The 24229-nt window shown below is 72.5% G+C and carries 19 protein-coding genes; 8 read left to right on the forward strand and 11 right to left on the reverse strand.

The annotated features are described in order from the left end of the window. Window positions 1–134: 134 nt before the first annotated feature. Genes ACIBD9_RS02435 through ACIBD9_RS02455 form a run of 5 tightly spaced genes read right to left on the reverse strand, consistent with a single transcriptional unit; the run spans window position 135 to window position 7514 of the window. Entirely contained in the window at window positions 135–2348 is a 2214-nt protein-coding gene (locus ACIBD9_RS02435; RefSeq protein WP_396713838.1) for a glycoside hydrolase family 27 protein, read from the reverse strand. 46 nt (window positions 2349–2394) lie between these two features. After that, on the reverse strand, window positions 2395–4482 hold the full coding sequence (locus ACIBD9_RS02440; RefSeq protein ID WP_396713839.1) for an alpha-galactosidase: 2088 nt from the start codon (window positions 4480–4482) through the stop codon (window positions 2395–2397). Further along, a complete protein-coding gene (locus tag ACIBD9_RS02445) occupies window positions 4479–5300 on the reverse strand; it encodes a carbohydrate ABC transporter permease (RefSeq protein ID WP_396713841.1) in 822 nt (273 codons plus the stop codon). The genes ACIBD9_RS02440 and ACIBD9_RS02445 overlap by 4 nt, the downstream gene beginning before the upstream one ends. Beyond that, window positions 5297–6217 (reverse strand): carbohydrate ABC transporter permease, encoded by a 921-nt coding sequence (locus tag ACIBD9_RS02450; RefSeq protein ID WP_396713843.1) that lies wholly within the window; start codon window positions 6215–6217, stop codon window positions 5297–5299. The genes ACIBD9_RS02445 and ACIBD9_RS02450 overlap by 4 nt, the downstream gene beginning before the upstream one ends. Before the next feature lies 1 nt (window position 6218). Then, complete coding sequence (locus tag ACIBD9_RS02455; protein ID WP_396713845.1) at window positions 6219–7514, reverse strand: ABC transporter substrate-binding protein; 1296 nt, start codon at window positions 7512–7514, stop codon at window positions 6219–6221. Window positions 7515–7661: 147 nt separating this feature from the next. On the opposite strand from ACIBD9_RS02455, the gene ACIBD9_RS02460 reads away from it, so the two are divergent. The 8 genes from ACIBD9_RS02460 to ACIBD9_RS02495 all read left to right on the forward strand — a co-directional run bounded on the left by ACIBD9_RS02460 (window position 7662) and on the right by ACIBD9_RS02495 (window position 14815). After that, the gene (locus ACIBD9_RS02460) at window positions 7662–8420 is read left to right on the forward strand and encodes an SDR family NAD(P)-dependent oxidoreductase (RefSeq protein WP_396713847.1); all 759 of its coding nucleotides are present in this window, start codon (window positions 7662–7664) and stop codon (window positions 8418–8420) included. A 35-nt stretch (window positions 8421–8455) separates the two neighbouring features. After that, on the forward strand, window positions 8456–9166 hold the full coding sequence (locus ACIBD9_RS02465; protein WP_396713849.1) for a FadR/GntR family transcriptional regulator: 711 nt from the start codon (window positions 8456–8458) through the stop codon (window positions 9164–9166). Continuing rightward, window positions 9163–10308 carry a galactonate dehydratase gene (gene dgoD, locus ACIBD9_RS02470; RefSeq protein WP_396713851.1) on the forward strand — a complete coding sequence of 382 codons (1146 nt, stop codon included), beginning with the start codon at window positions 9163–9165 and terminating at the stop codon, window positions 10306–10308. The genes ACIBD9_RS02465 and dgoD overlap by 4 nt, the downstream gene beginning before the upstream one ends. After that, on the forward strand, window positions 10302–11141 hold the full coding sequence (locus ACIBD9_RS02475; RefSeq protein ID WP_396713853.1) for a hypothetical protein: 840 nt from the start codon (window positions 10302–10304) through the stop codon (window positions 11139–11141). The genes dgoD and ACIBD9_RS02475 overlap by 7 nt, the downstream gene beginning before the upstream one ends. 9 nt (window positions 11142–11150) lie before the next feature. Continuing rightward, window positions 11151–11771 (forward strand): bifunctional 4-hydroxy-2-oxoglutarate aldolase/2-dehydro-3-deoxy-phosphogluconate aldolase, encoded by a 621-nt coding sequence (locus tag ACIBD9_RS02480; RefSeq protein WP_396713855.1) that lies wholly within the window; start codon window positions 11151–11153, stop codon window positions 11769–11771. Next, the gene (locus ACIBD9_RS02485; RefSeq protein ID WP_396713857.1) at window positions 11768–12709 is read left to right on the forward strand and encodes a sugar kinase; all 942 of its coding nucleotides are present in this window, start codon (window positions 11768–11770) and stop codon (window positions 12707–12709) included. The genes ACIBD9_RS02480 and ACIBD9_RS02485 overlap by 4 nt, the downstream gene beginning before the upstream one ends. Before the next feature lie 20 nt (window positions 12710–12729). Then, window positions 12730–13611, forward strand: coding sequence for an SMP-30/gluconolactonase/LRE family protein (locus ACIBD9_RS02490; protein WP_396713859.1), 882 nt, complete (start codon window positions 12730–12732; stop codon window positions 13609–13611). 100 nt (window positions 13612–13711) lie between these two features. Next, window positions 13712–14815 carry an L-dopachrome tautomerase-related protein gene (locus ACIBD9_RS02495; protein WP_396713861.1) on the forward strand — a complete coding sequence of 368 codons (1104 nt, stop codon included), beginning with the start codon at window positions 13712–13714 and terminating at the stop codon, window positions 14813–14815. Between the two features lie 21 nt (window positions 14816–14836). On the opposite strand, the gene ACIBD9_RS02500 is transcribed toward ACIBD9_RS02495, so the two are convergent. The 6 genes from ACIBD9_RS02500 to kdpB form a co-directional block, all read right to left on the reverse strand. Beyond that, complete coding sequence (locus tag ACIBD9_RS02500; protein ID WP_396713863.1) at window positions 14837–15589, reverse strand: dienelactone hydrolase family protein; 753 nt, start codon at window positions 15587–15589, stop codon at window positions 14837–14839. Window positions 15590–15738: 149 nt separating this feature from the next. Beyond that, window positions 15739–17748, reverse strand: a complete 2010-nt coding sequence (locus tag ACIBD9_RS02505; protein ID WP_396713865.1) for an FAD-dependent oxidoreductase — start codon at window positions 17746–17748, stop codon at window positions 15739–15741. A 103-nt stretch (window positions 17749–17851) separates the two neighbouring features. Next, the gene (locus tag ACIBD9_RS02510) at window positions 17852–18532 is read right to left on the reverse strand and encodes a response regulator (RefSeq protein ID WP_396713866.1); all 681 of its coding nucleotides are present in this window, start codon (window positions 18530–18532) and stop codon (window positions 17852–17854) included. Further along, the gene (locus ACIBD9_RS02515) at window positions 18529–21078 is read right to left on the reverse strand and encodes a DUF4118 domain-containing protein (RefSeq protein WP_396713868.1); all 2550 of its coding nucleotides are present in this window, start codon (window positions 21076–21078) and stop codon (window positions 18529–18531) included. Before ACIBD9_RS02515 ends, ACIBD9_RS02510 begins: the two co-directional genes overlap by 4 nt. Window positions 21079–21151: 73 nt before the next feature. Then, window positions 21152–22033, reverse strand: coding sequence for a potassium-transporting ATPase subunit C (locus ACIBD9_RS02520; RefSeq protein ID WP_396713870.1), 882 nt, complete (start codon window positions 22031–22033; stop codon window positions 21152–21154). After that, complete coding sequence (kdpB, locus tag ACIBD9_RS02525) at window positions 22033–24216, reverse strand: potassium-transporting ATPase subunit KdpB (RefSeq protein WP_396713872.1); 2184 nt, start codon at window positions 24214–24216, stop codon at window positions 22033–22035. Before kdpB ends, ACIBD9_RS02520 begins: the two co-directional genes overlap by 1 nt. Window positions 24217–24229: the final 13 nt, after the last annotated feature.

Consider the following 24229-nt stretch of genomic DNA (forward strand, 5'->3'; position numbering starts at 1 on the left):
AGGGGGGGGGGGGGCCGGGGGGCGGGCCCGCCCGGGGGCCCGGGCGCCCGGGGGCCGGGGCGCGCCCCCGCCCCCCCCCCGGGCCCGCGCCCCCCCGGGGGGGGGCCCCCGGGCCCCCCCCCCCCCACCACGGATCAGAGGGTGACCTGGTGCACCCGGTCGTCCACGCCACGTACCGCCAGCCAGGCGCTGCCGTTGGCGCCGGCGGCGGCCCCGGGCGCACCCCGGAACGCGTCGGTGGCGAACTCGCCGCGTCGGAACCAGCCGCCCCAGGCGCCGTCGGCCAGGTTGCGCTGCCAGAGCCGGTTGTCGGCGGCCAGCGCGAACAGGTAGACCCGGCCGGAGGTGGCGAGCAGGGTCGGGCTGCCACTGGTGGTGCCGCCCAGGTTGGTCCAGGCCGACCAGGTGGTGCCGGTCCGGCTGCTCCACCACACCTCGTCGGTGCGACTGCGGACCGCCACGTGCAGCACGCCGGCGTCGTCGACGACCGCGCTCGGCCGACCGTAGAACGGCCGGTTCTCGGGAGAACCGACGCCGGTCCAGCCGGCGCTCGGCGTACGCGACCAGAGCTTGCCGTCGGCACCGCGGGCGACCAGGGTCCACTGGGTCGGGCTGGTCCAGGCTGCCGTGGGCGCGTCGGTCAGCGTGCCACCGAGGCTGCGCCACGGCCCCCAGCTGCCGGCCACGTAGCTGCGCTGCCAGGCGGCGTTGTCGGTGCCGCGGACGAAGACGTCGAGCCGCCCGTCGGCGGAGCCGTACGCCGCCGGCTGACCGAGGATCCGGCCGCCGACCGGGCCGCCGAGGGAGGTCCAGTGCGTGCCCCACGTCGTACCGGTGCGGGTGTTGACCGCCAGCGCACCGGAAGCGTCGCGGACGAAGGCGGTGGCGTGCGTGTCGTCGACCCGGACCAGCGCCGGGCTGGCGCTGGCGGTGCCACCGAGGTCGGTACCGGCGACCTGGTCGGTGCCGGTCAGGCCGAGCATGGCCACCCCGTGCGCGGGCACCTCGACGGTGTACGAGCCGGTGAACGGCTGCTCGCCCGGGGTGCCCGGCTGGGCGTCCACGGTGGAGCGGGACCACAGGTCACGGACCTTGACCGACCCGCCGAGGGCGACGTCGGCGAAGTTCACCGTGATCTGCTGGGCGGTGTCGTGCCGGTTGAGCAGCGCCACGGCCCGCTTGCCGGAGCCGGCGAGCACCTTGCTCCAGACCTGCGCGTCGGTGCCGGTGTCGGCGACCTTGACGCCCTGCCGGACCAGCGGGTCCTGGTCCACCGCGATGATCTCCGGGTTGGTCAGCGCCGAGATCATCTCCTTCGGCAGGCCACGCGGGTCGGAGCCGATCACCAGCGGCGCGGCCATGATGGCCCACATGCCGAGCTGCGTCTTGGACTCGTCCAGGCTCAACTCGTACCCGCCGCCGGGCAGCGGCCGCATGGGCAGCAGGTAGTCCGGGTCGTTGTAGTGCCCCGGCCCGGTGGCCGCCGGGTGGTACGCGTTGACGTCCATATTGCGCAGCACCCACGGGTACGCCCACTGCGGGCTCGGGTCGGTGAGCCCCACGTCGGTGTAGGTCCGCCACGAGTCGGCGACGGTGGGCGCGTACGTGTAGCTCCAGGTGGAGAGCTGCTCCGGGGTGTACGGGCCGCCGCCCCAGTCCGAGCTGACCGGGTTGCAGATGTTGAGCAACATCGGCCGGGGCGACTGGCGTACCGCCTCGGCCAGCTCCCGGAAGGTGGTCTCCGGGTCGAGGCCGGCGGCCCGGCCGCAGAGCCAGTCGGCCTTGAGCGCGTCGAAGCCCCAGCCGGCGAACTGCGCGATGTCCGCCTGGTAGTGGCCGTTGCTGCCGAGCCCACACTGCCCCGGCAGGTACGGGCCGGCGTCGGTGTAGATGCCGGCCTTCATCCCCTTGCTGTGGATGTACGCGGCCAGCGCGGCCATTCCGCCGGGGAAGCGGGCCGGGTCGGCGACGAGCTGACCGGCCTCGTTGCGCGGGGTGGGCGCGGCCCAGTTGCCGTCGATCCAGACGTAGGTGTAGCCGGCGTCCCGCAGGCCACTGTGGACCATGTAGTCGGTGACCGACCGTACTTCGGCCTCGGTGGGATCGCCACCGAGGCCGAAGTAGGTGTTCCAGCCCTGGTAGGGCGTCGGGGCGAGGCCGCTGTTGAAGAAGGTCGGCGCGCCCTGGTCCTCCGCGCCGGTGGCCGCCGGGGCGTGGCCGGGGCGACCGGGCCCGTGGCCGGCCTGTGGTGGGTCGGCGTGGGGTGGGCCGGCCATCGCCGGCATCGGGCTGGCCAGGCCCAGGCCGAGCACGGCCAGGGCAGCGGTCAGCTGTCGGTTCAGGCGCATGGAGGTACTCCTGTCCCTCGGGGGTGGGGGTGGTGGTGCTCCGATCTCAGTCGCGGGTCAGCACGATGAGGTCGGCGTCGTGGGTCGCGCTCCACTGCACGGGCAGGCCGACGGTGGTGAGGTGGCTGCCGGAGTAGTGCCGGTCGCCGTGCGCGTAACCGGCCGCCGGGTCGAGGCCGCGCAGGGGCAACCGGACCGGGCGGGACGGAAGCAGCCCGGCACCGTCGAGCCGGCCGGTGTGCCAGGCCAGGACGACCACCCGGTTCTCGTCCGGCGCGGTGTACTGCACCGCGCAGCGGGCCTGGTCGGGGCCACCGATCAGGTGCACCTCGCCGTGCGTGACGATGTCCCGGATCTCCTTGTAGCGGGCGATCCAGCCGGCCGCCTCGACCCGCTCGGCCGGGGTCCACGCCCGGATGTCCGCGCCGATGCCGAGCACACCGGCCATCGCCAGGACGAACCGGAACGCCAGCGTTCGGGGCCGGTTGTCGAACAGGCCGGGCGCGTCGGTGACCCAGGAGCTGAGCAGGTGTGGGGCGTTGGCGTGCAGGAAGCCGTACTGGATGGCCAGCCGGTCCAGCGGACCGGTGTTGTCGCTGGGCCAGAAGACGTCGGCCCGGGCGGCCATCGCCAGGTCGGTCCGCGCGCCCCCGCCGGCGCACGCCTCGATCAGCACCCCGGGATGGTCCCGGCGCAACCGCTCGTAGATGCGGTGCAGGTTGGCGACGTGCGCGCCGTCCAGGTCGAGCGGGCCCACCCCACCGGGGCGACCCGGCTCGGTACGCGGTCGGTTGAAGTCCCACTTCAGGTAGTCGATGTCGTACCGGCGCAGCAGGCTGTCGACTGTGGAGTGGACGAACTCGGCGACCTCCGGCCGGCCCAGGTCGAGCAGGTACTGGTTGCGGACCGGTGTGAGCGGCCGGCCGTCGACGGAGTAGACCCAGTCCGGGTGCTCGGCGTACAGGGAGGACTTCGGGTTGACGCACTCGGGCTCGACCCAGAGCCCGAAGTTCAGCCCGAGCGCGCGGACGTCGGCGATGAACGTGTCGAACCCGGCCGGGAACTTCGCCGGGTCGGGCGTCCAGTCACCCAGTCCGGCGGTGTCGTCGTTGCGGCCGACGAACCAGCCGTCGTCCACGACGAACGTCTCCACGCCCAGTTCGGCGGCGATCCGGGCGAGCGCGAGCTGACTCTGCGCCTCGACGGCGAAGTAGGTCGCCTCCCAGGAGTTGTAGAGGACCGGGCGCGGGCTGAGCCGTTCCCCGGCCAGCATCCGCTGGTGGGTGTGCCAGACCCGGGCCAGCCCGTCCAGGCCGTCCGGGCTGTACGCCCCGGTGGCCACCGGCAGGGTCAGCCGCCCGCCGGCGGCCAACTCCAGCGGGCCGTCGACCAGCTGACGGCCGACCCGGACCCGGGTGAGGCCGCCGGTGTCCCGCTCGGCGCTGATCTCCCACGAGCCGGTCCAGGCCAGCGCCATCCCCCACGCCGGCCCGGCCGGCTCGGCGGTGTCGCGCACGGCCAGCCAGGGCACGTGCAGGTGCCCGGGTACGCCCTGGGAGCTGCCGATGCTGAAGGTGCCGTGGCCCAACTCGACGTAGGAGAGCTGGAACTCCTGCTCCCACTGCCCCCACTGGTGGCTGAGCAGCGCGCCGTGCGGCGTCGGTACGCAGAACCCGCCCGATCCGGCCCGGACGACCCGCAGCGCGTCGGTGCCGTCGTTGGTCAGCTCGACCCACCGCTGCACCACGTCGGTGCCGACCGGCACCCGGTAGTGCACGGTGGCGCGCAGCCCGGTGACCGGGTCGGCGAACTCGACGTCCAACTCCCGCTGGTCGGCGTCGATCCGCGCGTCGGTGTGCGTGAAGCCCACCCGGCGCTGCCCGTTCGACGTCTCGATCACCAGGTCGGCGCCGGTGAACGGGCGGTCGGCGTCGGTGGCGTACTCGATGGGAGCAGCGTCCCCGGCGGTGAGGAACGGGACCGGGCCGTCGTAGGCGACCGGCGAGGGCCCGTCGGAGACGCCGTGCGGCCCCCACGCGACAAGCTCCAGCCAGCGACCGTGCCCGGGCACCGTCACGGTGTACTCGGTGTGCGTGCCCCGCAGCGTCCAGCGCTGCCCGGCCTCGGCGGTCACTTGACCGCTCCGAGCGCCAGGCCGGAGACGAAGTGCCGCTGGAAGCGCAGGAACACCGCGACGGTGGGGACGGCCGCGATGACCGTACCGGCGGCGATGACGTTCCAGGACGACACGAACTGGCCCTGGAGGGCGAGCAGCGCCGGGGTGACCGGCATGTTGTCATCGGTACGCAGCACGGTGATCGCCCAGAGCAGGTCGTTGAAGATCCACGTGAAGGAGAGCGCCCCGAGGGCGGCCAGCGCGGGTCGGGTCAGCGGCAGCATCACCTTGGTGAAGATCTGCGCCGTGCCGGCACCGTCGATGGTGGCCGCCTCCTGGATCTCGCCCGGCAGGTCCCGCATGAAGCCGTGCAGGACGAAGGTGTAGAAGCCGAGACCGAAGCCGACCTGCACCGCGATCAACGCCCAGAGCGTGTCGTACAGGCCGGTCAGCTCGCTGAACTTGGCCACCGGGATGAGCAGGATCTGCGGTGGGAGCAGGTTGCCGGCGAGCATCAGCAGCAGGATCGTCCGCCGCCCGGGGATCCGGAAGCGACTCAGCGCGAAAGCGGCCATCGCGGCCAACGCCAGGCTCACCAGCACCGACGGGACGGTGACAAGCATGCTGTTGATCAGCGCGCGCAGCTCGCCGCCGTCGGTCCACGCCTGCCGGTAGGTGTCCAGGGTGAACGACCGGGGCAGGCTGCCCACCCCGTGCGCGGCGATGTCGTCGAACGACCGGGTGGACATCACCACCACCCAGAGCACCGGGCCCAGCCAGAGCAGCGAGAGCAGGATCATGCCGGTGTGGAAGGCCCCGGTACGGAGCTTGTTCATGATGCTTCCTCCCGGAACGCGCGGACCAGGTAGCCGAGGATGACGGCCAGCGCGAGCACGAAGATCACGACAGCGATCGCCGAGGCGTAACCCAGCCGCAGGCTCTGGAAAGCGGTCGAGTACATGTAGGTGCTGAGCAGCTCCGACGAGTGGTACGGCCCGCCCTTGGTCAGCGACCAGACGATGTCGAACGAGCGCAGCGAGTCGATCACGATGACCGACAGCACGACGGCGTTGACCCCCTTGAGCTGGGGAATCGTGACATGCCGTAGGCGCTGCCAGGCGTTGGCGCCGTCCATCCGGGCCGCCTCGTGCAGCGCCGGGTCGATCGCCTTCAACCCGGCCAGGAACAGCACCATCACGTACCCGATCTGGCGCCACAGCGCGGGCAGGATCACCGCGTACAGGGCGGTCTGCGGGTCGGCGAGCCAGGGCCGGATCAGCTGTTCCAGGCCGACCGCCCGCAGCAGCGTGTCGGCGATGCCGTCGGGCTGGTAGAAGACCCGCCAGACCAGCGCTGTCACCACCAGCGAGAACACCACAGGGGTGAACAGCGCGGCCCGGTAGAAGCCGACACCACGCCGCTCCTTCTGCAGGACCAGCGCCATCCCGAACCCACCCAGCACGGAGAGGCCGCCGAAGAGCACCAGCCAGATCACCGTGTTGACCAGCGCACCCCGGAAGGTGGCGTCGCCGGCCAGCTCGACGTAGTTGTCGGTGCCGACGAAGGTCGGCGGCGTCATCCCGTCCCAGCGGGTGAGGGAGAACCAGAAGCCCTGGATCGCCGGCCAGAACACCCAGACGCTCTCGACCGCGAACGGCACGAGGACGAACGCCACCAGCAGCGGCGACAGTCGAGCCGACCGTCGCCGCCGCCGGGTGGGGGTGACCGGAGTCGTGGAGATCGTTGCTGTCACGTCAGCCCTTGAAGACCTTCTCGGCGCCGGCCTGCCACTCCCGCAGGATCGCGTCGATCTGGTCCGGCTTGTCGATGAACTTGGTCAGCGCGGTGTCCGCGGTCGGCTGGAGCGCGTCGCTGGAGTCGCGGTTGAAGAACTGGGTCAGCTCCTTGGCCTCGTTCAGCATCGCCTTGCCCTTGACCACCAGCGGCGAGTCGGACGCCTTGGCCTTGGGGTTGGCCGGCAGCACGATGCCGGAGCTGGCCTTGACGTACGCCTCCTGGGCCTCGACCCCGGCCAGGTAGCTGAGCAGGGCCTTGGTGCCGGTCGGGTTGGCGGTCTTCGCGCTGGCGAAGAAGCCGTCGGTCGGTGCCTCCTCGGCCAGCGGCACGGCCGGGTCGATGATCGGGAACCGGAAGAAGTCCAGGTCGCCGAGCGCGTCCTTGGGTGCGGCGTCGGCGAAGAACGTGCCGATCAGGAACATGCCGGTCTTGCCGGCCAGCAGCGCGGTGGTCGCCTCCTGGAACGGGTACGCCTTGCCCTTGGGGTCGAAGTAGGGCAGGGCCTCGCGCCAGCGGGTGAAGACCGCCTTGACCTTCGGGTCGTCGAAGCGCTGCTTTCCGGCGAGCAGCTCGCGGTGGAACGGCGCGCCGTTGATCCGGATGTTGAGGTAGTCGAACCAGGCCGAGGCCACCCACGGGGTGTCGCCGAGGCCGATGCCGATCGGCGGGATGCCCTTGCTCTTCAGCGTCTCGCAGAGAGCCAGGAACTCGGTCCAGGTCTTCGGCTCCTGCACGCCCCACTTGGCGAAGTTGGACTTGCGGTAGAAGAAGCCCCACCAGTAGTTGTTCATCGGCACGAAGATCTGCTTGCCGCTGGCGTCGGTGGAGAGGGTGCGCAGCGACTGGGGGTAGTCGTCCAACGACTTCCAGACCTCGGAGACGTCCAGCAGCAGGTTCTTGCTGGCGTAGTCGTTGGCGACCGAGCCCGCGTACCAGGTGTAGAGGTCCGGCGGGTTGGCGGAGGTCAGGTAGGTCGGCAGCTGGGTCCGGAAGGTCTCCGAGGCGATCGTGTTGAGGCTCGCCGTGCCCTTGCCCTGCGCGTTGAAGGTCTCGATCAGCTTCTCCATCGCGGCCTTGGCCTGCGGCGAGGAGAGGTTGGACTGGATGGTGACCGCACCTGAGCCGTTGCTCGTCGTCGGCCCGCTGGCGGAGCTGGCGCACGCGCTGAGGAACGAGCTGGCGCCGAGCGCGCCCAGGCCGGCGAGCCCGAGGTGGCCAAGGAATCGCCGGCGACCGGGGTCGAAGTCGCTCACGGAGGTATCCCTTCCTTTACGACACTCAGCGTCACCACGCGATGTGTCGTCCATGTGAATGCTGTGACGAGAAGGTTGCATCGCCCCTCGTCGGCTGTCAAGATATCTTCGTAATTAATGATTAGATGAGACCAGGGCGGAGGTCAGGTGGATCAGCCTATGCGCCGGCTTGAGGGCAAGAACGCGCTGGTCACTGGTGCGATGGGTGGGATCGGCGCGGCCATTGCCCGGCGGCTCGCCGCCGAGGGGGCAGGCGTCGCGCTGCTCGACGTGGCCGACCCGGCCCCGCTGGCCGAGGAACTGACCGCGCGGGGCCACCGCGCACTGTCCGTAGTGGGTGATGTCAGCGACGAGGCCGACTGGACCGTCGCCGTAAGCGCCGTACGGGACCACCTCGGCCCGGTCGACATCCTGGTCAGTACCGCGTACGCCGTGCGGGTCGCCCCGGCGCACGAGACCAGCCGGCAATCCTGGGACCACCAGCTCGGCGTCAGCCTCACCGGCTCGTTCCTCGGCGTCCGCGCCTGCCTGGACGACCTGCGGGCACGATCGGGCGCGGTGGTGCTGATCTCCTCGGTGCACGCGCTGGTCGGGTTGCCCGGCCGACCCGCGTACGCCGCGGCCAAGGGCGGCCTGGTCGCGCTCGGCCGCCAACTCGCCGTGGAGTACGGCCCGCAGGTCCGGGTCAACACCGTGCTGCCCGGGCCGATCCTCACCGCCGCATGGGCCGACGTGTCCGAAGAGGACCGGCAGCGCAGCGTCGCGGAGACCGTCGCGAAGCGCTTCGGCACACCGGACGAGGTGGCCGCCACTGTCGCCTTCCTCGCCTCGCCGGACGCCGCCTACGTCACCGGCGCGAGCCTCGTGGTGGACGGTGGCTGGACAGCGGTGAAAGCCTCGGCCTGAGAGATCGATACCGACCAGCGAAAAGGCCAGGAGCATTGGCACAGTACGCACGCCGCGGCGTCCACGGGCAGACCGTCGAAGCGATCGCCCGTCGCATCCTCACCGGCGAGATCGCCGCCGGCGCGACCCTCAACATCGTCGCGTTGCAGGAGGAGTTCGGCGTCAGCCTCACCGCGCTCCGCGAGGCGCTGAAGGTCCTCTCGGCCAAGGGCATCGTCGACGCCCGACAGAAGCGCGGCACCTTCGTCCGACCCCGTGCGGACTGGAACCTGCTCGACGGTGACGTGATCCGCTGGCAGTTCACCGAGGGCACCGACCAGCGGTTGCTCGACCAGCTGCACGAGGTACGCGCCATCATCGAGCCGGCCGCCGCACGGCTGGCCGCCACCCGGGCCACCGAGGACGACCTGACCGCCCTCGACCGGGCACTGGCCGAGATGGCCCAGGCCAACGGCGATCCCGCCGCCGCCATCGCCGCCGACCTCGCCTTCCACCGCGCGCTGCTCACCGCGACCCACAACGAGCTGCTGGAGCGGATGGAGGTGGTGATGGAGACCGGTCTCGCCGAACGGGACCGGCTGGTGCACGGCGGCACCGCGCACGACGACCCGGTGCCCAGCCACCGCGCGGTGGTCGACGCGCTGCGCGACCGGGACGAGACGGCGGCCGAGGCCGCGATGCGTCAGTTGCTGGACAAGGCCGTCCGCGACGTCGAGAAGGCACGGGGACGAAGGGGCAGTCAGTGAAGATCGCGCGGATCGAGACCTTCCTGGTCGCGCCACGGTGGTTGTTCTGCCGGGTGGAGACCGACGACGGGCTGGTCGGGTGGGGTGAGCCGGTGGTCGAGGGCCGCGCCGAGGTGGTGCGCAGCGCGGTCGAGGTGCTCTCCGAATATCTGCTCGGCGCGGACCCCCTGCGCATCGAGCAGCACTGGCAGGTGCTGACCAAGGGCGGCTTCTACCGGGGTGGCCCGATCCTCTCCAGCGCGGTCGCCGGCCTCGACCAGGCGCTCTGGGACATCGCCGGGCAGGCGTACGGCGCGCCGGTGCACGCGCTGCTCGGCGGGCACGTGCGCGACCGGGTACGGATCTACTCGTGGATCGGCGGGGACGAACCCGGCGAGGTGGCCGACGCCGCCGCCGCGCAGGTCGCCGCCGGCCTCACCGGGGTCAAGATGAACGCCTGCGGGCGGCTCTCGCCGATCCCCACCTCGGCCGAGGTGGACGCGGTCGTCGGCCGGGTGGCCGCCGCCCGCGAGGTGCTCGGCCCCGACCGGGACATCGCGGTGGACTTCCACGGTCGCGCCGGAATGGCCGCCGTCCGCCGGATCCTGCCCGAGCTGGCCGCCCTGCGCCCGTTCTTCGTGGAGGAGCCGGTCCTGCCCGATCAGGCTCACCACCTGCGTGACATCGTCGCCGGCACGCCGATCCCGGTGGCCACCGGTGAGCGGCTCTACGGTCGGTCCGAGTTCCTCGGCCCGTTGCAGGCCGGGGTCGCCGTGGTCCAACCGGACCTGTCGCACGCCGGTGGGATCTCCGAGGTCCGCCGGATCGCCGCGCTGGCCGAGACGTACGGCGCGCTGCTCGCCCCGCACTGCCCGCTCGGCCCGATCTCCCTGGCGGCCAGCCTCCAGGTGGCCTTCGCTACGCCGAACTTCCTCATCCAGGAGCAGAGCATCGGCATCCACTACAACGCCGGCTCGGAGCTGCTGGACTATCTGGTCGACCCGGAGCCGTTCCGGTTCGTGGACGGGCACATCGCCCGCCTCGACCGGCCCGGGCTGGGCATCACTGTCGACGAGGCGGCGGTCCGCAAGGCAGCCCAGACCCCACACACCTGGCGCAACCCGGTCTGGCAGCACGCCGACGGGTCCTTCGCCGAGTGGTGACCGACGTGCGGCCGGTGGCCCTGCACGTGGCGTACGACGCCGCGCACGGTGGCCGGTGGACGAGCCTGCACGGCGGTGGCCGGGAGTGGCTCTGGCGTGGCCCGGAACCCGGCCGGCACGAGGTACGCCCCGACGACGCGTTCGTCGACGCCGGCGGCCTGGAGGAGTGCCTGCCCACCGTGCGCGGCGAGCCGGACCACGGCGAGGTGTGGTCGCGGCCGTGGCGCAGCGCCGGGCCCGGCACCGTGGTCGTCGAGCGGCCGACGTTCACCCTCACCCGCCGGATCACCGACCAGTCCGGCGTGGTGGTGGCCGACTACCAGCTCGCCGCCGACCCCGGGTACCGGTTCGTCTGGGCCGCGCACGCCCTGCTCGACCTTTCCCCCGCCGCCCGCCTCGACGCGCCCGCCGGCACCCCGACCCGGCTGCACCCGGAGGCCGCCGCGCTCCTGCCGCCGGGCAGCTGGCCCACCGGCGACCCGTGGCTGACCGGGCCGTGGCCGACCCCGGCCGGGCTGACCCTGGACATGTTCGGGCCGGACGACGGGACCGCGCTCGGCGCGGTGCTGCTCGACTGCCCCCGGGTCCAGGTGCTCGACGGAGCCGACCGGTTGACTCTGGAGCTGGAGTGCGCCGGCCAGCCCCGCAGCACCGCGCTCTGGCGCAACCTGGGCGGCTGGCCGGCGAACGGCCCCTACCGCAGCGTCGGCATCGAACCGATGCTGGGCGCGGCCTTCGACCTGGCCGACGCCGGCCCCGACGACGCGGCGGCCGTCCCGCCCAGCGGCGAGGTCACCTGGCGACTCACCATCTCCGCCCACCGGATCCACTGAGGACACGTGATGAACCTGCTCGACGAGCTGCGTACCCATCGACTGCTGGCCATCGTGCGCGGCCCGGACCCGGCCGCCGCGCTGACCGCAGTGCTCACCCTGGCCGAGAGCGGCGTCGCCCTGGTCGAGGTCTCGATGACCAGCGCCGACGCGCTCGGCATCCTCCGCCGTGCCCGGGCCGCTCTCGGGCCCGACTTCGCCCTGGGCGCCGGCACCGTGCTCAGCGCCGAGGACGCCCGCGCGGCGGCCGACGCGGGCGCCGGTTTCCTGGTCACCCCGGCGATCGCACCGAGCCTCGCCGAGGGTGGCCGGCTCGGGCTGCCGGTGCTCGCCGGCGCCCTCACCCCCACCGAGGTGGTGCAGGCCGTCGACGGCGGGGCCACCGCGATCAAGCTCTTCCCGGCCTCCCTCGGCGGGCCCGACTACCTCGGCGCCCTGCGCGACCCGTTCCCCGGTACCGCGTTCGTGCCGGTCGGTGGGGTCGACGCGGACGGTGCACGGCGCTACCTCGACCGGGGCGCGACAGCTGTCGGCGTCGGTTCCCCGCTGCTCGGCGACGCCGTCCGCGGCGGCGCCCCGGCGGCGTTGCGGGAGCGGGCCGCCGCCTTCCTCGCGGCGGTCCAGCCATGACCGACCTGCTCACCCTCGGCGAGACGATGGCGGCGTTCCGCACCACCGGCCCACTGCGGCTGGGCGGCACCGCCGGGATCTCCATCGCCGGCTCCGAGTCGAACGTGGCGATCGGCCTGGCCCGACTCGGCCACCGGGCCGCCTGGGTCGGTGTCACCGGCGCCGACGAGCCCGGCGAGCTGGTCCGCCGTACGCTACGCGCCGAGGGTGTCGACCTGACCTGGTCCCGGGTCGACGAGACCGCCCCGACCGGGCTGATCCTCTTCGAGAACCGGGTCGCCGACATCAACCGGGTCACCTACCACCGCGCCGGGTCGGCCGGCTCCCGGCTGGGCCCCGCCGACGTGACCCAGGCCTTCGACGCTCCCGGGCCACCACCCCGGCTGCTGCACGTCACCGGCATCACCTGCGCGCTCGGCGTCGAGCCGTACCAGGCGGTGGTGGTGGCCGTACGGCGCGCCCGCACGGCCGGCGGCACGGTCTGCCTGGACGTCAACCACCGCGACCGGCTCTGGTCGGTCTCCGAGGCCGCCACCGCGCTGCGCCCGCTGTTGCCCTCGATCGACCTGGTGATCGCCTCCGACGACGAGCTGGCCGTGCTGACCGACGCGACCGACCCGGCCTCGGCGTTACTCTCGGCCGGCGTCACCGAGGTCGTGGTCAAGCACGGCGCCGGTGGAGCGACAAGCCACAGCGCGACCGGCACGATCCACCGTCCAGCCCGGACAGTGCCGGTGGTGGACACCGTCGGCGCGGGCGACGCCTTCGTCGCCGGGCTGCTCTCCGGCTGGCTGGACGGCGTCGACGCGCCGGCCCGACTGGACCGGGCCGTCACCACCGGCGCGTTCGCGGTCGCCACCCGGGGCGACTGGGAGGGCCTGCCCGACCGGGCCGAGCTGACGCTGCTCGACCACGGCCCCGGCGGTACGGTCCGCTGACGATCCTTTGGAGGAGCACCATGGAGCTGACCGAACCGACCGTCTGGAGCACCGACCGGCTGGAGTTGGGTGAGGGCCTGCGCTGGGTCGACGACCGGCTGGTCCTCGTCGACCTGCTGGCTGGGCGACTGTTGGAGACCGACGGCGACGCCCCGACCCCGCTGCGGGAGCTGCGCCGCCTCGACGTGCCGCTCGGCGCGGTCGCCCCGGTGGCCGACCGACCGGGTGAATGGCTGGCCGCCGCCGGGACCGGTGTCACGGTGCTGCCCGCCGCCGGCGACCCCCGACCGGTCGTCGAGCTGGTCGCCGACGCGCCCGAGCCGACCCGGATGAACGACGCGGTCGCCGACCCGCACGGCCGCTTCTGGGCCGGCAGTATGACGTACGGGATGGTGCCCGGCGGGGGCACGCTGTTCCGCCTCACCCCGGGCACCGAGCCGGTCCCCGCGGTGACCGGGCTGACCATCCCGAACGGGCCGGCGTTCGACGCGGCCGGCACCACCATGTACCTGGCCGACACCCCGCGCGGCGAGATCGACCGGTTCACCGTCGACCCCGCCACCGGCGCCCTGCACGGGCGGGAGCCGTTCCTGCGGCTGTCCCCCGCCGACGGCGGCCCGGACGGCATGACGCTCGACGCGGCCGGCCACCTCTGGATCGCGCTGTGGGGCGGCTCCGCGGTACGCCGCTACCGGCCGGACGGCACCCTCGACCGGGAGATCCGGCTGCCGGCCAAGCAGCCCGCCGGTATCTGCCTCGGCGGGCCCGACCTGCGGCGACTCTTCATCGGCACCGCCCGGGTGGGGCTGGACACGGCGGGCCCGCAGGACGGCGCGCTGCTCGCGGTCGACGTCCCGGTGCCCGGCCTGCCCGCCGCGCGGGCCAGCGCACCAGCGAGCTGATCGGAGGCATACCGGACGCCAGGGCGGGAACAACCGCCCCGAAGCGTGGTACCAGCCGACCGGTAGGGAGCGAGCCGATGAACACCGTGGAGCGGACGTCATGAACGGGCCGGTCGGCGACGAGCCGATGGGCGAGCTGGAGCTGGTGCACACCTTCACCGGCCCGATGCCGACCGGGGTGAGCGTCTCGCACCGGGGCCGGATCTTCGTGAACTTCCCCAAGTGGGGTGACGAGGTACCGGCCACCGTCGTCGAGTTGCGCGACGGCCGGGAGGTGCCCTACCCCGACCAGGCCTGGAACGACCCGTCCGGCGACGACGACGCGGGCGCGTTCGTCTCGGTGCAGAGCATCGTGGTGGACCCGGCCGACCGGCTCTGGGTACTGGACACCGGCAGCCCGATGTTCCAGCCCACGAAGCCGGGCGGCCCGAAGCTGGTCCGGATCGACCTGGACACCGACACGGTCGCCCAGGTGATCACCTTTCCGGCGGACGTGGCGCTGCCGACGACGTACCTCAACGACGTCCGCTTCGACCTGCGGCGCGGCGAGGCGGGGGTCGCGTACATCACCGACTCGGCGGACTCCGGGCCGAACGGGATCATCGTCGTGGACCTGGCCAGCGGGGCCTCCTGGCGGCGGCTGCACGACCACCCCTCCACCAAGGCGGAGCCGTTGAGTTCGTTCCGCCCGGTGGTCGAGGGCCGGCCCTTCCTCGAACGGCCGGCCGACGGCCCGCCGAAGCCGGTGAGCATGGGCTCCGACGGCATCGCCATCTCGGCCGACGGCACCCGGCTGTACTACTGCCCGCTGGCCTCCCGGCGCCTGCACAGCGTCTCCACCGAAGCGCTGGCCGATCCGGGCGTCACCCAGGAGGCGGTCGCCGCGACCGTTGTCGACGAGGGCGACAGGGGCACCGCATCGGACGGGTTGGAGTCCGACGACGCGGGGCGGATCTACCTCACCTCGTACGAGCACAACGCGGTGCTGCGTCGCCTGCCGGACGGCGAGTACGAGACCCTGGTGCACGACCCGCGCCTGCTCTGGCCGGACACCATGTCGGTGGCCACCGACGGGTACCTCTACGTCACCGCCAACCAACTGCACCGGCAGCCGCAGTACCAGCGGGGCAAGGACCTGCGGCGCAAGCCGTACGCGCTGTTCCGCACCCGCATCGACGCCGGCCCGGTGCTGCTGCGCCCCTGAGCAGGGGCTCGGTGACCGTGATCAGGCGGGCAGGGTGCGGGCCAGGAGGTCGAAGAGAGCGGCCCAGTGACGCTCGGTGGCCTGCTCGTCGTACGCCGGGGTGTCGGACATGGTGTAGCCGTGGTGCGCCCCCGCGTACACCTCGGAGCGGTAGCGCACACCCGCGGCGTCGAGCGCCTTCTCCAGGGTGGCGATCTGCTCGGGCGTCATCGACTGGTCGGCGTCGGCGTGCCCGAAGTACACCTCGCCGGTGATCGACTCGACGCCCAGGTGTGGGCTGTCCGGAGCCTCGGTGACGATCCGCCCGCCGTGGAAGCTGGCGATGGCCGCGATGCGCTCCGGGTGCGCCTCGATGGCCCGCAGCGCGTTCGTGCCGCCCATGCAGTAGCCGGTGATGGCGACCGGGCCCGGCCGGACGTCGTCGCGGGCGGCCAGGAAGTCGAGGTACGCGGCGGTGTCCCGGTTGATCACCTCGGGGGTCAACGCGCCCACCAGCGGCATGATCTTCTCGAAGAGGGCGCCGCGCTGGTCGGCCTCGCCGAGGCGGGACAGGTCGAACAGCGGTGCCCGGCCGGCCCGATAGAAGAGGTGGGGCGTCAGCACCAGGTAGCCGCGTTCGGCGATGCGCTCGGCCATCTCGACCAGGCGGGGGCGCGGGCCGAAGGCGTCCATGAAGAGCAGCACCGCCGGGAACGCGCCGTCGCCGGCCGGCCGGGTGAGGGACGCGTCCGCGATCCCGTCGCTGGTCGGGATGTCCACCGTCGTCGTCAGCACCGTGCCTCCTCGTACGCCGATCTTGGTCCGTTCGGAACGTTACTCGCCGGATCGGCCCGCCCGGTCGGCAGCCGCGTGAGCGCGGCGTCAAGAAGTGGCGGTGCCGACCCGATCCAGGTCGACCCGCTGCTGGTGGCGCCTCGCGCTGGTCAGGCGGGGACGAACCGGACCGCGTCGGCGACCACGAACCCGTTGGTCTCCTCCGTGCGGATCAGCACGCTGCCGTCGGTGCCCGCCGTGAACGGGTAGGTGCCCAGGGCCACCCACTGGCCGCCGGCCTGCCGCTGGTCGACCGTCTTGGTGATCATCCCGCCGGCGTACGCGATGTCCACCGGCACGTTGGTAGCCCGGTTCGCGTGCGCGGTCCAGCGCAGCTGCACCGTCCACGACCCGGCGGTGGGCAGCGTCGGGCGGAACCGCAGCCGGTTGACCCCCTTGCCGACGTTGCCGTCGTGCTCGTAGTCCGGGCCGTAGTAGCCGCCGGTGCTGCTGCTGCGCACCCACGTCCCGGCCCGGGTGATCCCGCTGGCCGACGCGTTGTCCAGGATCACCTCGCTGCCGGAGGCCCACTCCAGCACCCCGCCGTCCTGGCGCAGCCGGGCCTGGAGGGCGGGCACGGAGACGGCCTGCACGGCGAGGTTCCCGGTGAGCGCCAGGGACGCCGCGGTGGCCGCGGCCTGCCCGAGGATCATGAACACGGGTTCCATCCGGATCGAGCCGTACGCGATGTGGCTCGCCGAGAGGCAGACCGGCACCAGCAGGTTGGCGCACTGCGCCTGGTGCGGCACGATCGCGCGGTAGCTCACCGGGTACGGCGCCGGCACGCTGATCTGCACGTCTCCCTCGTTGCGGACCCGGCCGTCGACGACCACCCGCTGACAGTTGTGCGAGTCCATCGTGTAGCTGGCCAGGCCCACCGAGTCGGTGGCGCGTACCCGGCCCCGACAGTCGGCCTCGGTCATCACGTACGCGGAGACCATCCGGCGTGCCTCGCGGATGTAGAGCATCGGTGGCCACCCGCCCGTGCTGGTGAACTCGTCCACCGGCAGCCCCCACCGGGCGGTCGAGTCGCGTACCGACGCCGGCAGTCGGGGATCGTTGGCCAGGAACCACATCAGCCCCTGCTGGTAGGTGCGGTGCTCGGCGATGATGCTCTCCCGCGCCGCCCAGCTCGCCGTCGGGTACGCGTAGTTGAGGCCGATGTTGTCGGTCGACACGGCACCGTTGTTGTTGGAGTCGGTCTTCCCGCCGCCGATCGAGTGGGTGGAGAAGTACGGCCCGGTGTAACCGGCCTGGATGTGCCGCAGCAGCAGCTCGTAGCGGATCGGGTCGTAACCGGACGGCTTGCCGAACGGGATCCGGTTGGACCCCTGGGTCAGGCACATCCGGAAGCAGTACGCCTGGATCCTGTCGTCGCCGCTGCCCTGCGGGGCGAGCGGCGTGGCGGAGATGCCCGGCAGCAGGCCGCTGGTGGGCGAGCCGGCCGTCACGTACGGGTCGATGGGGTAGGCGAACTGGTGGGTGTTGCGCGACTGCACCCCGTTGATCGTCTCGCCGTAGGTGTCGTTGGACTCCCGCCCGACGGTGAAGCCCACCCCGGCCATGGCCAGCAGGTCGCCCTCGTAGGTGGCGTCGACGAACACCCCGCCCCGGTAGATCGACCCGTCCTCGGTCCGCAGCTCGGTGATCCGGTTGCCGGTCCGGCCGAGGCCGCTCAGCCGGGCGTTGACGATCACCGGAACGCCCGCCTCGGCCAGCATCTCGGCGAAGACGGCGGCGGCGACGTGCGGTTCGAAGGTCATCCGCAGCGGCGACGTCGGCGTGAGGGTTCCGCCGTGGTACTTCACGTACACCCGGCGGTAGAACTCGGCGGCCAGCCCGCCGATGGACGCCTGGACGCCGGTGTCGGTGGCGCCCAGCCCGGCGGTGCTCAACCCACCGACGTGGCTGGTGGGCTCCACCACCACGGCGGTGCGGCCGAGCCGGCGCATGGTGATCGCGGCGGCCAGCCCGCCGGAGGTGGCGCCGTAGACGACCAGGTCGGCGGTGGTGATGGCGGCTCGGGCGGGGTCGGCCCAGAACGGGCCGTTGAGACTGGCCAGGACGAGGCCGGCGCCGCCGACGGTCAACAGCCGACGGCGGGACAGGTGCAGGGACACGGCGGGGCTCCCGGGGGGTCACCGGTGGAGGGGGCGGTTACAGAAGCACGCCGCTGCCGCTGCGAACGAAATTCTTCAATCTCAGCCGGCGGGTGTCAACGGGTCACGGCCGGTAACGGTAGCCCATTCCCGGCTCGGTGATGAGGTGCCGGGGGCGGGCCGGGTCGTCCTCCAGCTTGCGCCGCAGCTGGGCCAGATACTGCCGCAGGTAGTTGGTTTCGTTCTGGTATTCCGGCCCCCACACGTCCTGCAGGAGCTGACGTTGGCTGACCAGCTTGCCGGGGTGACGCAGCAGCTTTTCCAGCACGCTCCACTGGGTGGGGGTCAGCTTGACCTCGGTGCCGTCGTCGCTATGCACGCGGTGGTCGGCCAGGTCGACGGTGTGCCGACCGATCCGCAGTGCCGGCACCGCTTCGCTGGGCGCGCCGAGGCGACGGGTGACCGCGCGGATGCGGGCCAGCAGCTCCTCCACCCCGAACGGCTTGGTGACGTAGTCGTCCGCGCCCGCGTCGAGCGCCGCGACCTTGTCCTCGCTGCCGGCCCGGCCGGAGAGCACGATGATCGGCACGCTGGTCCACCCGCGCAGGCCCCGGATCACCTCCACGCCGTCGATGTCGGGCAGGCCGAGGTCCAGCACCACCAGGTCGGGCGGGTGGCTGGCGGCGGCCTTCAACGCGGCGGCCCCGGTGCCGGCGACGTCCACGTCGTACCGGCGGGCACGCAGGTTGATGCGCAGGGCACGCAGGATCTGCGGCTCGTCGTCGACGACCAGGATGCGCGTCATTCCTGCGGCCCCTCGGAGGTGGTCGGCGCGGCCGGCAGCCGCAGCACCATGGTGAGCCCACCGCCGGGGGTGGTCTCCGGGGTGATGCTGCCACCCATCGCCTCGGCCAAACCCCGGGACAGGGCAAGACCGAGACCGACGCCGGTCTGGTTGTCCCGGTCACCGAGGCGTTGGAACGGCAGGAAGACGTGCTCCCACTGGTCCTCGGGGATGCCCGGCCCTCGGTCGATCACCCGCAACTCGACCTGGCCGGCGTGGGCGCTGGCGGTGATCGTGGGCGGCTGACCGGGCGGGCTGTACCGCAACGCGTTGGCGACGATGTTGACCAGCACCCGTTCCAGCAGCCCCGGGTCGGCGGTGGCGGCCGGCAGGTCGGCCGGGATGTCCGTGCCGACGGTCGCGGCCGCCGGGCCAAGTTCGTCCAACGCCAGGGGTACGGCGTCCTCCAGGCCGATCGCGGTCGCCGAGATGCCCAGGACGCCCGCCTGGAGCCGGCTCATGTCCAGGAGGTTGCCGACCAGCCGGGCGAGGCGGTCCAGTGACTCCTCGGCGGTCTCCAGCAACTCCTCCCGGTCGGACTCGTCGAACTCGATGTCGTGGCTGCGCAGGCTGGTCACGGCCGCCTTCGCGGACGCCAGCGGCGTACGCAGGTCGTGGCTGACCGCCGCGAGCAGCGCGGTGCGCATTCGGTCGGCGGCGGCGAGGGGCCGGGCGGTGGCGGCCTCCTCGGCGAGCCGTTCCTGGCGCAGCGCGACGGCGGCCTGGGCGGCGAACGCCTCGACGATCCGCCGGTCCGCGGCCTCCAACCGTCGTCCGCTGAGCACGACGGTGATCCGGTCGTCGACAGGTACCGCCGTCTCGCCGCCGTCTGGCGTGCAAGCGGGCTGCTCGCCGACGCTGGCCACCACACACCAGGCGTGCTCCTCGCGGGCCCGCTCCGGACGCCCGCCGGCCTCCTCGGCCAGTTCCAGCACGCTCACCGCGCGCAGCCCGAAGGTCTCCCGGAGCTGATCGAGCAGGGCGGGCAGGGGACGTTCGCCGCGCAGCACACCACCGGCGACGGCGGCGAGGGTCTGCGCGTCGGCGGCGGCCCGGGCGGCCTCCCGGGTACGCCGGGCGGCCACGTCGACGATCCAGCTCACCGCCAACGCCACCCCGACGAAGACAGCCAGGGCGAGCAGGTTGTCCGCCTCGGCGATGGTCAGCGTGCGGAAGGGCGGGGTGAAGAACCAGTTGAGCAGCAGTGAGCCGCCGAGCGCGGCGACCAGGGCCGGCCACACCCCGCCGACCAGCGCGACCCCGACCACCCCGGCGAGGAACAGCAGGATGTCGTTGGTCAGCGTGAGGTCGGGCAGGGTCTTCAGCAACAGGGTGAGCAGCGGCATGCCCAGCACCGCCAGGCCGAAGCCGAGCAGCCGGCGGCGTCGGGACAGCGCCGCCGGCACGGACGCCGCCCGGCGGCCCTTGCCGGCCTGCTTGTGGGTGACCAGGTGCACGTCGATCGAGCCGGAGAGCGCGGTGGTGGTCACCCCGACACCGCGGGCGAAGATCTGCGCGAGGCGTCCCCGCCGGCTGGCCCCGAGCACCAACTGGGTGGCGTTCACGCCCTGCGCGAAGTCGAGCAGCGCGGCCGGCACGTCGGTGCCGAGCACCTGGTGGTACGTGCCGCCCAGGCTCTCCACCAGCACCCGCTGCCGGGCCAGCTGGGCCGGGTCGGCCCCGGCCAGGCCGTCGCTGCGGGCCACGTGCACGGCGAGCAGGTCCGCGCCCTTGCTGCGGGCCGCGACCCGGGCGGCGCGACGGATCAGCGTCTCCCCCTCCGGGCCGCCGGTCAACGCGACCACCACCCGTTCCCGGGCCTCCCAGGTGGCCGCGATGCCCTGCTGGCTGCGGTAGCGGTCGAGCTGCTCGTCGACCTTGTCGGCCAGCCAGAGCAGCGCCAGCTCACGCAGCGCGGTGAGGTTGCCGACCCGGAAGTAGTTGCCCAACGCGGCGTCGATCTTGTCGGGCCGGTAGATGTTGCCGTGCGCCATCCGTCGGCGCAGCGCCTCCGGGGTCATGTCGACAAGCTCGACCTGCTCGGCGGCGCGGACGATCTCGTCCGGCACGGTCTCCCGCTGGGTGGTGCCGGTGATCTGCGCGACGACGTCGTTGACCGACTCCAGGTGCTGCACGTTGACCGTGGACAGCACGTCGATCCCCGCGTCGAGCAGTTCCTGGACGTCCTGCCAGCGCTTGTCGTGCCGGGAACCGGGCACGTTCGTGTGCGCCAACTCGTCGACCACCGCGATCTGTGGCCGGCGGGCCAACACCGCGTCCAGGTCCATCTCGGTGAACTCCGCGCCCCGGTAGTTCATGGTCCGGCGGGGCACCTGCTCCAGGTCGCCGAGCATCGCGGCGGTGTGTTGCCGGCCGTGCGTCTCCACGAAACCGATCACCACGTCGGTGCCGCGCGCGGCCCGCCGCTGGGCCTCCTCCAACATGGCGTACGTCTTGCCCACGCCGGGGGCGGCCCCGAGATAGATGCGCAGTTCTCCACGTGGCACGGGGACCATCCTCCCTGGTCAGATCGGCGGGCGGGGCCGCGCCCGGTCGACACGGCCCCGCCCGCGAGCGTGCTCAGCGTGCGGCGAACTGCTTGTCGAGGGCGAGGTTGAGCTCCAGCACGTTGACGCCGGGCTCACCCAGGAAGCCCAGCCCACGCCCCTCGGTGTGCTCCTTGACCAGCTTGCGGACCGCCGCCGGGTCCGCGCCACGCTCGCGCGCGACCCGGTTCACCTGCAACTCGGCGTACGCCGGGCTGATCTGCGGGTCGAGGCCGCTGGCGCTGGCGGTGACCGCGTCGGCGGGCACCGCCGGGTCGGCGGGCGCGTCGCCCCGGATCGGGGTGACCACCCCACCGGCGGCCACGTAGTCCTCGCCGGGCTGGGCCAGCTCCACCGTCACCCCCTGGTACTCGGGGAGGAACGGAGTGGCGGGAGCGGCCTGGTTGACGCTGACCACCCGGGTGACCGGGCCGGTCAGACCGTCGGCGCGGAAGACCGCGAGCACGGCACCCACCCCGTCGTCGGTGCAGTACGGGCGCCGGCCGTCGACGCCGTCGAGCTCGCCGATGGCCTTGCTGCGCTCGCAGACCTGGGTCAGCAGGCTCTCGCTGGCCTCCTCCGGGTCGATGGCGATGGTGTCGACGACGCTCTCCGGGCCCAGGTTGCTGGCCGAGGTGGACGTCGGGTCGTAGCCGTCGCCGGCGGCCGACGGGCGGGACTGGAAGTAGCGGGCGACGGGGTTGCCGTCCGCGTCGGTGAAGGACTGGCCGATGAGCGCGCTGCCGACCGTCGTACCGCCCGAGGTGATCAGCGATCCGTCGGTCTTGTGGTTGAGGCCGGGTAGCTGACCAACCGCTACCAGGGCCAGCGGGTAGACCAGGCCGAGCAGCACCGTGAAGACGAGTACGGCGCGCAGCGCGGCGAGGTGTTGGGCGATCCAGGTGGGTAGACGCATCACGAAATCCCCGGGATGAACTGGATGAGCAGGTCGATGAGCTTGATCCCGATGAACGGCACGATGATGCCGCCCAGCCCGTACACCAGCAGGTTGCGGCTGAGCAGCTTCGACGCGGCGGCCGGCCGGTACCGCACGCCGCGCAGGGCGAGCGGGATCAGCGCGATGATCACCAGGGCGTTGAAGATGACCGCGGACAGGATCGCCGACTCCGGGCTCGACAGCCGCATGATGTTCAGCGCGTCCAGGCTCGGGTAGAGGCCGGCGAACATGGCCGGGATGATCGCGAAGTACTTCGCGATGTCGTTGGCGATGCTGAAGGTGGTCAGCGCGCCACGGGTGATCAGCAACTGCTTGCCGATCTCCACGATCTCGATCAGCTTGGTCGGGTCCGAGTCGAGGTCGACCATGTTGCCGGCCTCCTTGGCGGCCGACGTGCCGGTGTTCATGGCCACCCCGACGTCGGCCTGCGCCAGCGCCGGCGCGTCGTTGGTGCCGTCACCGGTCATCGCGACCAGCCGGCCACCCTCCTGCTCCCGCTTGATCAGGGCGAGCTTGTCCTCCGGCGTCGCCTCGGCCAGGAAGTCGTCCACCCCGGCCTCGTCGGCGATCGCCTTCGCGGTACGCGGGTTGTCGCCGGTGATCATCACGGTCCGGATGCCCATCCGGCGCATCTCGTCGAACCGCTCCCGCATACCGGACTTGACCACGTCCTTGAGGTGGATGACGCCCAGCGCGCGGGCGGGCGCACCGTCGACGTGCTCGGCGACGACGAGCGGGGTGCCGCCGGTGCCGCTGATCGCGTCCACGATCTCGCCAACCTGCTCGGTCGGGTGGCCGCCGTTCTCCCGTACCCACTTCATCACCGCGGCGGCGGCGCCCTTGCGGACCCGGCGGGCCGTGCCCACCGCGCCGCCGTCCACGCTGGCGTCCGGGGTGAGGTCGACGCCGCTCATCCGGGTCTGCGCGGTGAACGGTACGAAGGTGGCGTGCGGCATCACGCCGGGCTCGCGCTCGCGCAGCCCGAACTCGTTCTTCGCCAGGACGACCACCGACCGCCCCTCCGGGGTCTCGTCGGCCAGGCTGGACAGCTGCGCGGCGTCGGCCAGCGCCGCGGCGTCCACCCCCTCGACCGGTACGAACTCGGCGGCCTGCCGGTTGCCCAGCGTGATGGTGCCGGTCTTGTCCAGCAGCAGGGTGTTGACATCGCCGGCCGCCTCGACGGCCCGGCCGCTCATGGCCAGGACGTTGCGCTGCACCAGCCGGTCCATGCCGGCGATGCCGATGGCGGAGAGCAGCGCGCCGATGGTGGTGGGGATCAGGCAGACCAGCAGCGAGATCAGCACCACGCCGGTGACACCGGAGTCGGTGATCGCGCCGCTGTTCGGCGCGGCCGCCTGGTACGCCTTGGAGAAGATGGCCAGCGGCTGGAGGGTGACCACGGCCAGCAGGAAGATGACAGTGAGCGCGGCGAGCAGGATGTTCAGCGCGATCTCGTTCGGCGTCTTCTGCCGGTTGGCCCCCTCGACCAGGGCGATCATCCGGTCGATGAAGCTCTCCCCCGGCTTCTGGGTGATCTTCACGATGATCTGGTCGGAGAGCACCTTGGTGCCGCCGGTGACCGCGCTGCGGTCGCCGCCGGACTCCCGGATGACCGGGGCCGACTCGCCGGTGATGGCCGACTCGTCGACGCTGGCGATGCCCTCGACGATGTCGCCGTCGCCGGGAATGATGCCGCCCGCCTCGACGAGCACGACGTCGCCCTGACGCAGGTCCGGCGCGGGCACCGCCTCGTCGCGGTAGCTGTTGGCCCGTGCGCCCGGCTTCCAGTCGATCAGCCGGGTGGCGATGGTGTCCTTCTTCGCCTGCCGCAGGGTCGCGGCCTGGGCCTTGCCCCGCCCCTCGGCGACCGCCTCGGCCAGGTTGGCGAAGACCACGGTCAGCCAGAGCCAGACGGTGATCGCCCAGGCGAACACCGACGGGTCGATCACCGCCAGGACGGTGGTGAAGGCCGCACCGACCTCGACGATCAGCATCACCGGGTTGCGCCACAGCGTGCCGGGGTTGAGCTTGCGAACCGCGTCCGGCAGGGACCGGATCAGCTGCTGGGGGTCGAGCAGGCCCCCGCCGATCCGGTTGCCCTGGTCGGCTCCGGTGGCGAGTTGCCCGGATGTCACGGACATGTCCTCGTTCCTC

The sequence above is a fragment of the Micromonospora sp. NPDC050784 genome (genome assembly GCF_044456765.1).
Taxonomy (GTDB): Bacteria; Actinomycetota; Actinomycetes; order Mycobacteriales; family Micromonosporaceae; genus Micromonospora; species Micromonospora foliorum.

Bases quoted from the DNA above. Each gene is read 5' to 3' on its own strand.
- ACIBD9_RS02490 (WP_396713859.1), top strand. From the start codon at position 12,730: ATGGAGCTGACCGAACCGACCGTCTGGAGCACCGACCGGCTGGAGTTG.
- ACIBD9_RS02480 (WP_396713855.1), top strand. From the start codon at position 11,151: ATGAACCTGCTCGACGAGCTGCGTACCCATCGACTGCTGGCCATCGTG.
- ACIBD9_RS02510 (WP_396713866.1), bottom strand. From the start codon at position 18,532: ATGACGCGCATCCTGGTCGTCGACGACGAGCCGCAGATCCTGCGTGCC.
- kdpB (WP_396713872.1), bottom strand. From the start codon at position 24,216: ATGTCCGTGACATCCGGGCAACTCGCCACCGGAGCCGACCAGGGCAAC.
- ACIBD9_RS02435 (WP_396713838.1), bottom strand. From the start codon at position 2,348: ATGCGCCTGAACCGACAGCTGACCGCTGCCCTGGCCGTGCTCGGCCTG.
- ACIBD9_RS02520 (WP_396713870.1), bottom strand. From the start codon at position 22,033: ATGCGTCTACCCACCTGGATCGCCCAACACCTCGCCGCGCTGCGCGCC.
- ACIBD9_RS02445 (WP_396713841.1), bottom strand. From the start codon at position 5,300: ATGAACAAGCTCCGTACCGGGGCCTTCCACACCGGCATGATCCTGCTC.
- ACIBD9_RS02495 (WP_396713861.1), top strand. From the start codon at position 13,712: ATGAACGGGCCGGTCGGCGACGAGCCGATGGGCGAGCTGGAGCTGGTG.
- ACIBD9_RS02485 (WP_396713857.1), top strand. From the start codon at position 11,768: ATGACCGACCTGCTCACCCTCGGCGAGACGATGGCGGCGTTCCGCACC.